Source organism: Proteus sp. GOKU (assembly GCF_015475555.1).
GTDB classification, from domain to species: domain Bacteria; phylum Pseudomonadota; class Gammaproteobacteria; order Enterobacterales; family Enterobacteriaceae; genus Proteus; species Proteus mirabilis_B.
In genome coordinates this window covers 2,750,137-2,762,575 of record NZ_CP034105.1, presented here as the reverse complement: position 1 = coordinate 2,762,575, position 12,439 = coordinate 2,750,137, and the positions used below count along the sequence as shown (strand labels likewise).

Genomic DNA, 12,439 nt, shown 5'->3' with positions numbered 1-12,439 from the left:
CTATGCCTAAAATTGTATTTTTACCCCATAGCACACTGTGCCCTGAAGGTGCTGTTGTTGACGCAACAGAAGGTGAGTCTATTCTAGATGTCGCATTACGCAACGGTATCGAGATTGAACATGCTTGTGAAATGTCTTGTGCATGTACAACTTGTCACTGTGTAGTGCGTGAAGGTTTTGATTCACTAGAAGAGAGCTCTGAGCTTGAAGACGACATGTTAGATAAAGCGTGGGGTTTAGAGCCTGAAAGCCGCTTAAGTTGCCAAGCAAAAGTGACTGACGAAGATTTAGTTGTTGAGATCCCTAAATATTCGATTAACCACGCAAGAGAGCATTAATTTTAGGAGTCGAGCATGAAATGGAGTGACACGCGTGAAATAGGGGAAGCGTTATTTGATCTTTACCCTGACACTGATCCTAAAACAGTACGCTTTACTGATATGCATCAGTGGATTTGTGATTTAGAAGATTTTGATGATGATCCACAGAAATCCAATGAAAAAATTCTTGAAGCTATTTTACTTGTTTGGCTTGATGAATTTGAATAATTGACGACACCGTAAACTTAAAAGACTGGCTTATTGCCGGTCTTTTTGCATTATGACCTTTTACATTCCACCTTGTCAGTGATTTAAAAATAACCATAAAGAGGGGAGTAGAGATATTTTGTTATGCGATCTTCTTCGAGGAATATCATGTAAATACGGAAGATCACTGGATGATAATGGTGACCTCTTGGTTTTTGCAGTAAATTGATCACGCTAAACGCTAAATATCTGGTAGTCTGAATAGGTTAACTGCCACCAGTAATAATAAGTGAGACAATAAATGAATAAACAAATTATGCCTATCATGCTGTCAAATGAACCTGCTGCTGCATGTTGGGGTGAAAAAGCACTAATTAGCACTAGCGAAACCGGCATGACAATCCACTTAACGGAAGAAAACCGTTTAGGCGCTATTCAGCGCGGTGGACGTAAAGTTGATGGTCAAGGCATTCGTAATGTTGCACTTGTTGGCGACGGCTGGGATTTAGAACGTAGTTGGGCTTTCTGGTTAGGTTTTAGAGCACCTAAAGGCGCTCGTTCAATCGAATGGCCACAATTAAATGATGCTGATAAACACGAACTAGAATCACGTATTCGCATCGTTGATTGGGTTAGAGATACCATCAATACACCAGCAGAAGAATTAGGACCAGAACAACTGGCACAACGCACGGTTGATCTTTTCTGTGGTCTTGATAAAGAAGATATTAGCTATAAGATCACCAAAGGCGTTGATCTACGCGATCAAAACTATGCAGGTATCTATACAGTTGGTCGCGGCTCTTCTCGTGACCCTGTCTATTTAGCATTAGATTTCAACCCAACCAAAGATAGTAATGCTCCTGTATTTGCTTGCTTAGTCGGTAAAGGTATTACTTTTGATTCAGGTGGTTATAGCATCAAACCTTCATCATCTATGAATTCAATGAAAGCCGATATGGGTGGTGCAGCAACGTTAGCGGGTGCTTTAGCATTAGCGGTTACTCGTGGTTTAAATAAACGCGTAAAACTACTGCTATGTATTGCAGATAACATGGTCAGCGGTAATGCCTTTAAATTAGGTGATATTATCCGTTACCGTAATGGCAAATCAGTTGAAATCATGAATACCGATGCTGAAGGCCGTTTAGTTTTAGCGGATGGTTTAATTGATGCAAGCAATATTGCACCAGAGTTGATTATCGATGCAGCAACATTAACAGGTGCTGCTAAAGTTGCAGTAGGTAATGATTACCACTCTGTATTGAGCTTTGATGATAAATTAGCAGCAGAGTTACTGACTAGTGCTGAACAAGAAAATGAATTGTTCTGGCGTCTGCCATTAGCAGATTTCCATCGTAGCCAATTACCTTCTAGCTTCGCTGATTTAAACAATATTGCCGCACCTTCTCATACTGCGGGTGCAAGTACAGCTGCTGCATTCTTATCGCACTTTGTGACTGACTACAAAAAAGGTTGGGTACATATTGATTGTTCAGCAACGTACAGAAAATCTTCTGTAGAACAATGGGCAGCAGGTGCTACGGGTTACGGTGTGCGTTCTATCGCGAATCTGTTATTAGCAAAAGCAAAATAATAAACGTTATTTGATTTGGAGTTTGTAATGGGTGTATCTGAACAATTTGAAACACAAGAAATTGTTTCTGTTGAAGGTTCTTCTTTAAAGTTAAGCGTTCTAGAGCCACAACCTGAAGAATTAACAACCGCACTTAGCGAGTTTTTTGGTGAACATAAACCGATCCGCCGTGCCTTTATTGTTAATGCTCAGGAGCAAGATAATGAAGAGTCGTTTTATCTTATTGGTTTAGAAATAACGGGTGAAGAAGAGGCGATTGCGCAAATACTCCCTCAAGCGGCTGAATCAGCTTTTGAATATTTAGAAGAAGGGCAATCACTAGATTTTTGCTTTGTGGATAAAGATGAAAAAGGTGTAAGTCATTTTATGATCCACCATGTATCACCTTTTTATCAACGCAAACTTGGAGGATTCTTAAGAAAAGGTATCCCGATAGTTAATCTGGATAGTTAATTCAGCCCTCTAAATTTAGGCGATATCTCATCAGATATCGCTTTTTTTTACCTTATAATAGAAAATTGACTAAATTAGCAAATCGTTTGCATTTTTATATAACGCTTTGTTTTAGATAGGCTTTGTTTTTAAAGTAAAAATAAGGTGATTTCGTGTTGTAAATTATTTTGTTTTACGCGATAAAAAATAGCTAATCTCATTATTTTTTATCTTATTAGAATGAAGAAATACATATATTATCTCTGCCTGCATAAAACATCGCATTATTCAGGGGTTGAATTAAAGGAAATGGATATGAACCAAAACCAGTTTAGACAATATACAGAAAAGAGAGGTTATCGTTGGAGCTCTCTTGCTGTTGTATTGGCATCAGCATTAGCTCTTATGGGCTGTGATGACAAAGCAGATGAAAACACATCATCTGCGGATAAGACGCAAAATACACAAGTTGCCGAGCAAAAAGACGCTGCTCAGAGCACATCAGGCACCACGACTCAAACAAGCGAAAAACCTGCAGTTACAACAAAAACGAATAACGAAACTGCATTAAAAAGCAAAGAAGTCCGTGATGAGTTGGCAATGCGTTTTGTAGGCAAAGAAGTCACCGTATTAGATGCATCAGAGTTACAACGTGATGGTGCGAGTACTATGGTTGTGACTTTCTCTGTACCACTTGATCCTGACCAAAAGTTTGATGATGTTATTCATCTTGTTGATACCAAAAAAGGGAAATTAGAAGGTGCGTGGGAGTTATCTGATAACTTAATGGAATTGCGTTTCCGCCATTTACCTCCATCAACAGAATTAAACTTAACAATTGATGAAAAAATCAAAGGTATTAATGAACGTACATTAACGACACCTTTTAGCCAAAAATTTACGACAGAAGAAATTTTCCCATCTGTTGGCTTTACCAGTAAAGGGTCGTTATTGCCACTTGAAGCAGCTGAAGGCCTACCGATTACTGCGTTAAATGTGGGGCAAGTTGACGTAAACTTTTTCCGTGTTAAAGATGAGCAACTCGCTCAATTCTTAACGCAATGGGAAAGTCGTTCCAATATTAATTATTGGGAATCAGATGAGTTTCTATCCCAAGCTGATTTGGTTTATACCGGTCGCTTCGAATTAAACACAGAAACAAATACCCGTGAAAACGTATTGTTACCGCTAAAATCGATAGATGCCTTAAAAAAAGAAGGTGCCTATATTGCGGTTATGCAACAAGCGGGTAAATACTCTTATACAGTGCCAGCAACAGTATTCACATTTAGTGATATCGGGCTGTCAATGCACAGTTATCTTGATACGTTAGATATCTTCACCCAATCACTTAAAAATGGTTCTGCGTTAGATAAAGTAGAAATTCGCCTGTTAGATGAAAAAGGTGGCTTGATTTCTAAAGCGCAAACCGATAGTCAAGGACATGCCACACTTGAGAAAAGTGATAAAGCACGTTTATTAATGGCTATTCGTGATGGGCAAACCAGTATGATTGATTTGCGTAAACCTGCGCTTGATCTTTCTGAGTTTGATATTGGTGGACCACAAGGTTATAGCAAACAATTTTTTGCTTTTGGTCCTCGCGATCTCTATCGTCCCGGTGAAACATTAATCGTTAATGCATTGCTACGTGATGGTGATGGTAATCCTATTAAAGAGCAACCTGTTAAAGTTGATCTACTTAAAACAGACGGGCAAGTTTCTCGTAGTTTTGTTTGGCAACCAGAGAACGGACTTTACCAATTAAAATTAGTTATTCCTGCGGATGAAAATACGGGTACACGTACCTTACGTTTTGATGTAGGCGATGGTACTCCTCGTTTCTATGAGTTTCAGGTAGAAGATTTTATGCCAGAACGTATGGCATTAGAAATCACGGGTAAGAAAGGAATTATACTAAGCGGTAATGACGCTTATTTTGACATTAAGGGTCGCTATCTTTATGGCGCACCAGCTGCCGATAATCGCTTACAAGGGCAAGTTTTCTTAAAAGCCTCTCGTGAAGCTGTCAGTAAATTACCGGGCTATGAATTTGGTGCTGTAAAAGATGAAAACTTCAGTCGTTTACTGGATGAGTTTGAACTTAATTTAGACTCTGATGGTGAAGGTGGAGTGAATGTTGATAGTGAACGCTATGAAGAGCTGAAATCACCTATCAATATTATTTTACAAGCAAGTTTACTTGAAGCTGGCGGACGCCCTGTTACTCGCCGTTATCAACAAGCTGTTTGGCCTGCCACTCATCTTGCTGGTATTCGCCCAGTCTTCCCTAAAAAAGAAGTCTATGACTATCGGACGGACAAATATAAATCAGGTTATAGCGTTGATGAAAATTCAATGGCTGAATTTGAAATTGTCTATACAGACCAAGATGGTAAGAAACTACCTGCTAACGATCTTAAAGTGAAGTTTATCTATGAACGTCATGATTATTACTGGCGTTGGTCTAGTTCTAATGGCTGGGAATCTGGCTATAACGAAAAAGATCTGCAAATGGATGAGCAAACAATCAAGATTGCGAAAGATGGCACTGCAAAAGTGGCATTCCCTGTTGAATGGGGCTCTTATCGTATCGAAGTTGTCGATCCTAAAACAGAATTAGTCAGTAGCCTACGTTTCTGGGCAGGTTATTCTTGGATGGATAACACGGGTGGAACAGGTGCGGTAAGACCAGACCAAGTTAAGCTTAAACTAGATAAAGAAGGTTATTTACCGGGTGAAAAAGTTAAGTTAAACATCGTTGCACCTCATCCGGGTAAAGGTTATGTGTTACTAGAATCAAGTAATGGGCCTTTATGGTGGCAAGAGATTGATGTGCCAGAAAAAGGGCTTGATGTTGAAGTGCCTATTAATAAAGAGTGGGCAAGACACGATCTCTATCTGACTTCTGTTGTCGTAAGACCGGGAGATACGTCAAAACAGGCGACAGTAAAACGTGCTGTGGGTATTTTGCATTTACCATTGCAGGATAAAAACCGTCGTATTGATATTTCACTTGATGCACCGGAAAAAATTCGCCCTAACCAAGATTTAAAAATCCGTATTAAAGCGAATCCAGTTGCAGGTCAGCCATTACCTGAAAATATTAATGTATTGGTTTCTGCGGTTGATACTGGTGTATTAAACATCACAGAGTATAAAACGCCAGATCCTTACGATGCTTTCTTTGGACGTAAACGCTACAGCATCGACCAATATGATGTTTACGGACAATTAATTGAAGGGCAAGGGCGTTTAGCTAACTTGCGCTTTGGTGGTGATGGTGGTGAAGCAGCTGCATTATCTCGTGGTGGTAAAAAACCATTAACTGATGTGCAAATCATTGCTCAACAAACGGCTCCAGTAAAATTAAATGCACAAGGTGAGGGGGAAGTTTCTTTACCTATTCCTGAGTTTAATGGCGAAGTTCGTTTAATGGCACAAGCTTGGACCGCAGATAAATTTGGTAGCCAAGAAGGTAAAGTTGTTATTGCTGCCCCGTTAGTGACTCAGCTTTCATTACCTCGCTTTATGGCTGGTGGTGATAATGCACTTTTATCTTTAGATTTAACTAATCTAACGGATGATGCGCAATCTATTACCTTAAATTATACCGCTTCAGGTTTAGTGGGATTAGGTGGCGCTGAAAGCAAAACTGTCTCGCTAACGAAAGGTGAACGTACTCAAATTCAAATTCCAGTAAAAGCGAAACATGGCTTTGGACAAGGTGAATTCTCACTGTCTATTTATGGTATTAAAGTACCGGGTGAAGAGATTAAACCTTACCACAATACATGGAATATCGGTGTTCGCCCTGCATTCCCAGCAGAAACTATTCATTATGCAAGTACATTGCAAGATGGTGATACTTGGCGTTTACCGTCAGAAATTTTAAGTCGCTTTAATAGCTCAACGCTTGAAGGTGAATTATTACTGACAAGTCGTCCTCCGTTGCAGGTGGCACGTTATGTTAGAGAGTTGTTTGCTTATCCTTATGGTTGCTTAGAACAAACAGTTAGTGGGCTTTATCCTTCACTGTATTCAACAGAAAAAGAGTTGAAACAGTTGGGAATTAAAACGCAAACTGATGCTGATAGAAAAGTAGCTATTGAGAAAGGTATTGCTCATCTGCTGACGATGCAAAAATCAGAAGGTGGGTTCTCTTTATGGGATCAAGGTGGACGTGAAGAATATTGGTTAACTGCGTATGCGACTGACTTCTTATTCCGTGCGTCACAACAAGGTTACTCAGTTCCAGCTGATTCATTAAAACGTGCAAACGATCGTTTATTACGTTATTTACAAGATAAAAACTTAGTTAACTATGAATATGCAGTTAACCAAGATGCAGCACGATTCTCAGCAAGGGCTTATGCTGCATTAGTCTTAGCAAATCAGCAAAAAGCACCTTTAGGTGAATTACGTCGTCTCTATCTTGAGCGTAATCAAGCAGGAAGTGGCTTAGCTTTAGTTCAGTTGGGTATCGCATTAAAATTAATGGGTGATAGCAGCCGCGCTGAAAGCTTGATTGCTGAAGGTGTAACAACAACACGTAAATATAATTATGGATTGGGTGATTACGGTAGCACCATTCGTGACCAAGCATTAATTATTGCACTGTTAAGTGAAAATAACCTTGAAACACAATCTCGTGATGCAAGTGTGATTGCACTATCTGATAACTTAACAAGCCGCGAATGGTTCTCAACCCAAGAAAGTAACTCGTTATACCTTGCTGGACGCTTCTTTATTAATATGGCAGAACAGCCTTGGGAAGTCGCTGTTAATCGTCAAGTCCCTGCAATCAGTAGCGATCGTGCAGTCAATGAGACATTAACATCAGCACAATTACAAGAAGGCTTAGAGCTAAATAACCGTGGTGGCGCTGCGATTTATTCTCGTATGAATATCGTGGGTTATCCGAAAGTTGCTCCTGCTCCTTATAGTAATGTATTAAATGTTCATCGTAGTTACTATGATTTGAAAGGAAACCGCGTTCATCCTAATCGCTTACAAAGTGGTGAAATGTTGGTGGTTAAACTGGAAGTTTCTGCTGATAGAGACGTACCTGATGCATTAGTTGTTGATTTATTACCTGCGGGTCTTGAAATCGAAAACCAAAACTTAGCATCAAGCAGCGCAAGCTTAAGTGATAGTGCAGCAGACTTGCAGGAATTTATCGACGATATGGGACAAGCCAATATCAAACATCTCGAATACCGTGATGATAGATTTGTTGCTGCTATCTCTGTTGATAAATATCGCCCAACAACATTGCTCTATTTAGCAAGAGCAGTAACACCGGGTAGCTATCAAGTACCACCACCACAAGTTGAATCTATGTATGTGCCTTACTGGCGTGCAATAGGATCAACAGAAACCAAGATTGACGTTGTTCCTTAAGTCTTGTAGCCCTTTCTTCGGAAAGGGCTTTTTCCTTTGAGTGATTGAATGAAACTAGGATATAAACGGCTTATTGCTGTTATCATTATTTTTTTGCTAGCAACGCCTATTTTAGTCTGGATCGCAGATAAAATTTGGCCTCTCCCTGATCCTGAACCTCAAATTGCGACTATTGTTACAGCGCAAGATGGCACACCTCTTTGGCGTTTTGCCGATAAAGAAGGGGTATGGCGTTATCATGTCAAACTCACTGATGTCTCTCCTGAATATTTAGAAGCCTTAATTACTTATGAAGATCGCTGGTTTTATCAACATCCCGGTGTTAATCCGATGGCGATATTACGGGCAGCATGGCAAGACTTGAGCTCAGGAAGAATTGTGTCAGGCGGAAGTACGCTATCAATGCAAGTAGCTCGCCTTATTGATCCTCATTCCCGTACTTTAGGGGGGAAAATCAAACAGCTTTGGCGCACTCTGCAATTAGAGTGGTATTACTCAAAAGATGAAATTCTGGAGATTTACCTCAATAGAGCACCCTTTGGCGGTACGTTAGAAGGTATTGGTGCAGCAAGCTGGGCTTATTTAGGTAAGTCACCCGCTGATTTATCTGCGGGAGAAGCGACTTTAATGGCGGTATTGCCACAAGCGCCAAGTCGTTTACGGCCAGATAGATACCCTGAACGCGCTCAAGCTGCTCGGGATAAAGTATTAGATAGACTGGCAGAATATCAAATATGGTCACAAGAAAAAGTTGATGAAATCAAGGAAGAGCAGGTTTTATTAGCTCCAAGACAAACACCACAATTAGCGCCATTACTGGCTCGTCGTATGTATAACGAAAAGCGGGAGCCTGTTATTACAACAACGATTGATATCAATATTCAACGACAACTCGAAGATATTGCTAATCAATGGAAGTACCAATTAGCGGATAAAACATCCTTAGCCATCTTAGTTGTTGATCATACGGATATGAGTGTGAAAGGGTATGTTGGCTCTGCCGATTTTAATGATAATTCGCGCTTTGGTCATGTCGATATGATCAGTGCATGGCGCTCGCCAGGTTCAACATTAAAGCCATTTATTTATGCACTTGCATTAGATGAAGGGCTTATTCATGCTGAATCACTCTTACAAGATGTTCCTCGTCGATTTGATAATTATCGCCCCGGCAATTTTGACTCCGATTTTAATGGTGCGGTTAGTGCCAGTGAAGCATTAAGTCGCTCTTTAAATTTGCCAGCGGTACAACTTATCGAAGTGTATGGTGCGAAGAAATTTGCGGCAAAATTACGTCATAATCATCTTGAAATGCGATTCCCTTATGGTTCTGAGCCAAATTTAGCACTGATTTTAGGGGGAACTGCAACGCGAATGGATGAGCTTGTTTCTGCCTTTAGCGCATTAGCAAGGCAAGGGAAAACAGCACCATTACGTTTTAAACCAGAACAAATAATAGAAGACCGAGTGTTGATGTCTCAAGGATCAGCATGGATTATTAGGCGTATCTTAGCCGGGGAAGCCAGACCTCGCCCAGATAGCGCAATTTCACCCGTTGTTCCTTTAGCTTGGAAAACAGGGACAAGTTATGGCTATCGTGATGCATGGTCTATTGGTGTGAATGCGCGCTATACCATTGGCGTTTGGGTAGGTAGACCCGATGGAACACCTGTTGCAGGGCAGTTTGGTTTTGCGACAGCCGTCCCTATTATGAATCAGGTCAATAACTTATTAACGGGCTACTTCTATCAAAATAAACAAAGACCACCAACAGATTTACGCCCTAGTAGTGTAACAGCAGTTACTATCTGTTGGCCGACAGGTAAGGCATTACCTAAAGAAGATAGCAACTGTAGAGTCAGTCGTCGAAGCTGGATCTTAGATAACACCATTCCGCCAACTTTGTTAAATGATAGCCAAGAAGGTATTTTGGGGATCAACGAAAAAATTTGGTTAGATAATGAAGGTAAACGCACGGGACCTAATTGCCCTAATGCAGAGTTAAAAGATATCGCCTTGTGGCCGATAGCATTAGAAGCATGGTTACCTGAAAAAGAGCGCAGAGCAAAACGACTGCCACCGATTTCTGACACTTGCCCACCAATTAAAGAAGATATCATTCCTCTGTTTATCTCGGGTATCCGTGCTGGTGATTTATTAAGGCCATTACCCGGCGAAACTAATCTTGAAATAACCGTTTCTACGCAAGGTGGAAGTGGTACGCAATGGTGGTTTTTAAATGGTGAGCAAATAGGTAAAACAGAAAACGGAGAAACATTCTCTTATTTATTAGAGAAACGAGGTAAATACCAACTTTCAGTACTTGATCTAAGTGGTCAAACGGATATGGTTAATTTTATATTTCGTTAAACTAAAACGATAAAATAAACGAGAACTGAGTGATTTTTCACTAAATTAGTTTTTTCGATAAAGGTAAAGAGGCTATTTATCGTGTTTCATTTCGGTTCTTTTTTTATTCTTATTTTCAAGGTTGAACATGGAAAACGTCAAAAATGTGATTAGATCGATAATTTATAACTTTTTTGCCACAGTTTTTTAAAAAAAAAGGATATTCAATCTGTGCAATTCATTTTTATCCTCCTATAATCGAGCACTATTTTTTGCAGGGAATGCGGTTTTTGATTCGTTTTTCCATGATCTGCGATAAAAGAGATAACAAAAGTTATCATTAATAAAATAATTTAGAGGTAAGACATGGCTATTCAGCGCACATTTTCTATTATCAAACCAAACGCAGTGAAAAAAAATGTTATCGGTGCTATCTATCACCGTTTTGAAAGCGCAGGCTTTAGCATCATTGGTGCTAAAATGCTGCATTTAACGCGCGAACAAGCTGAAGGCTTTTATGAAGAACACAAAGGCCGTCCTTTCTTTGACGGTTTAGTTGAATTTATGACTTCGGGCCCAATCATGGTTCAAGTGTTAGAAGGCGAAAACGCGATCCAACGTCACCGTGATCTGATGGGTGCAACTAATCCAGACAACGCATTAGCGGGTACATTACGTGCTGACTACGCTGATAGCTTTACTGAAAATGCGGTACACGGTTCAGATTCAGAAGCTTCTGCTGCTCGCGAAATTGCATACTTCTTCACTGAAAATGAAGTTTGCGCGCGCTAATTTATTAGCATCTCTACGCGAAAAACAGTACAATGCGACGCCCTGTTTGATAATTAACAGGGCGTTTTTTATTATTGTTTAATTATACAAATATATAAGTATCCCATTAGCATCAATGCTAATGCAGGCCGCATAGTGTAACAACGAGGCAATGTCATGACCCAATCTACCACCCCAGCGCCAAGCGCTTCTGTCGCTGTTTCTAAAGAAAATACTGTGAATCAAAAAACTAAAATTAATCTGTTAGATTTAAATCGTAAACAGATGCGTGAGCTTTTTGTCTCTATGGGCGAAAAACCTTTCCGTGCTGACCAAATTATGAAGTGGATGTACCACTACTGTTATGACGATTTTGATCAAATGACAGATATCAACAAGGTGTTACGCAATAAATTAAAAGAAATTGCTGAAATTAAAGCACCTGAAGTTTCTGAAGAACAACGTTCAACAGATGGCACGATTAAATGGGCAATTAAAGTTGGTGATCAACAAGTAGAAACTGTGTATATCCCAGAAGATGATCGCGCAACATTATGTGTTTCTTCACAAGTTGGTTGTGCTTTAGAGTGCAAATTCTGTTCAACTGCACAGCAAGGTTTTAACCGTAACTTGAAAGTGTCTGAAATTATTGGGCAAGTTTGGCGTGCCGCTAAAATTATTGGCTCATTAAAAGAGACAGGCCGTCGTCCTATTACTAACGTTGTTATGATGGGAATGGGGGAGCCATTACTGAATTTAAATAATGTTATTCCAGCACTTGAAATCATGATGGATGATTTCGGTTTTGGTCTATCTAAACGTCGAGTCACTGTTTCTACATCAGGTGTTGTGCCTGCATTAGATAAACTAGGTGATGCGGTTGATGTAGCTTTAGCCATTTCATTACATGCACCAACTGATGAAATTCGTGATGAGATCGTTCCAATTAACAAGAAATATAATATTGAAATGTTTCTTGAAGGTGTTCGCCGCTATATTGCTAAATCAAATGCGAACCAAGGGCGAGTGACTATTGAGTATGTCATGCTTGATCATATTAATGACAGCACAGATCAAGCTCATCAATTAGCTGAACTTTTAAAAGACACGCCATGTAAAATTAACTTAATTCCATGGAACCCGTTCCCGGGTGCGCCATACGGACGTAGTTCTAATAGCCGAATTGACCGTTTCTCTAAAGTATTAATGGAATATGGCTTTACGACAATCGTGCGTAAAACGCGTGGCGATGATATCGATGCGGCTTGTGGGCAATTAGCGGGTGATGTTATTGACCGTACAAAACGCACACTGAAAAAACGCCAACAAGGTGAACTAATTTCAGTAAAAGCAGTCTGAT

Annotated in this window: 8 protein-coding genes; all 8 read left to right on the top strand. The window is 39.9% G+C overall.

Going from position 1 to position 12,439, the window contains the following annotated elements; translation table 11 throughout:
* Nucleotides 1-2 precede the first annotated feature (2 nt).
* Nucleotides 3-338: an ISC system 2Fe-2S type ferredoxin gene (gene fdx / locus EHE21_RS12915; RefSeq protein ID WP_006533442.1), complete on the top strand. Its 336-nt coding sequence runs from the start codon at nt 3-5 to the stop codon at nt 336-338.
* Between the two features lie 15 nt (nt 339-353).
* Complete coding sequence (gene iscX / locus EHE21_RS12910; protein WP_006533441.1) at nt 354-548, top strand: Fe-S cluster assembly protein IscX; 195 nt, start codon at nt 354-356, stop codon at nt 546-548.
* A gap of 280 nt (nt 549-828) precedes the next feature.
* On the top strand, nt 829-2,124 hold the full coding sequence (pepB, locus tag EHE21_RS12905; RefSeq protein ID WP_194950867.1) for an aminopeptidase PepB: 1,296 nt from the start codon (nt 829-831) through the stop codon (nt 2,122-2,124).
* A gap of 27 nt (nt 2,125-2,151) precedes the next feature.
* The gene (locus EHE21_RS12900; protein WP_088495056.1) at nt 2,152-2,577 is read left to right on the top strand and encodes an enhanced serine sensitivity protein SseB C-terminal domain-containing protein; all 426 of its coding nucleotides are present in this window, start codon (nt 2,152-2,154) and stop codon (nt 2,575-2,577) included.
* A 288-nt stretch (nt 2,578-2,865) separates the two neighbouring features.
* Nucleotides 2,866-7,959, top strand: coding sequence for an alpha-2-macroglobulin family protein (locus EHE21_RS12895; protein WP_194950866.1), 5,094 nt, complete (start codon nt 2,866-2,868; stop codon nt 7,957-7,959).
* A 48-nt stretch (nt 7,960-8,007) separates the two neighbouring features.
* On the top strand, nt 8,008-10,329 hold the full coding sequence (gene pbpC / locus EHE21_RS12890; protein WP_194950865.1) for a peptidoglycan glycosyltransferase PbpC: 2,322 nt from the start codon (nt 8,008-8,010) through the stop codon (nt 10,327-10,329).
* Nucleotides 10,330-10,674: 345 nt separating this feature from the next.
* The gene (gene ndk, locus EHE21_RS12885; RefSeq protein WP_023581630.1) at nt 10,675-11,100 is read left to right on the top strand and encodes a nucleoside-diphosphate kinase; all 426 of its coding nucleotides are present in this window, start codon (nt 10,675-10,677) and stop codon (nt 11,098-11,100) included.
* A 156-nt stretch (nt 11,101-11,256) separates the two neighbouring features.
* Nucleotides 11,257-12,438, top strand: coding sequence for a bifunctional tRNA (adenosine(37)-C2)-methyltransferase TrmG/ribosomal RNA large subunit methyltransferase RlmN (locus EHE21_RS12880; protein ID WP_023581631.1), 1,182 nt, complete (start codon nt 11,257-11,259; stop codon nt 12,436-12,438).
* The last annotated feature ends 1 nt before the right edge of the window (nt 12,439 follow it).

Coding starts and splice junctions, on each gene's coding strand:
- EHE21_RS12895 (WP_194950866.1), top strand. CDS start 2,866: ATGGATATGAACCAAAACCAGTTTAGACAATATACAGAAAAGAGAGGT.
- EHE21_RS12880 (WP_023581631.1), top strand. CDS start 11,257: ATGACCCAATCTACCACCCCAGCGCCAAGCGCTTCTGTCGCTGTTTCT.
- iscX (WP_006533441.1), top strand. CDS start 354: ATGAAATGGAGTGACACGCGTGAAATAGGGGAAGCGTTATTTGATCTT.
- pbpC (WP_194950865.1), top strand. CDS start 8,008: ATGAAACTAGGATATAAACGGCTTATTGCTGTTATCATTATTTTTTTG.
- pepB (WP_194950867.1), top strand. CDS start 829: ATGAATAAACAAATTATGCCTATCATGCTGTCAAATGAACCTGCTGCT.
- fdx (WP_006533442.1), top strand. CDS start 3: ATGCCTAAAATTGTATTTTTACCCCATAGCACACTGTGCCCTGAAGGT.
- ndk (WP_023581630.1), top strand. CDS start 10,675: ATGGCTATTCAGCGCACATTTTCTATTATCAAACCAAACGCAGTGAAA.
- EHE21_RS12900 (WP_088495056.1), top strand. CDS start 2,152: ATGGGTGTATCTGAACAATTTGAAACACAAGAAATTGTTTCTGTTGAA.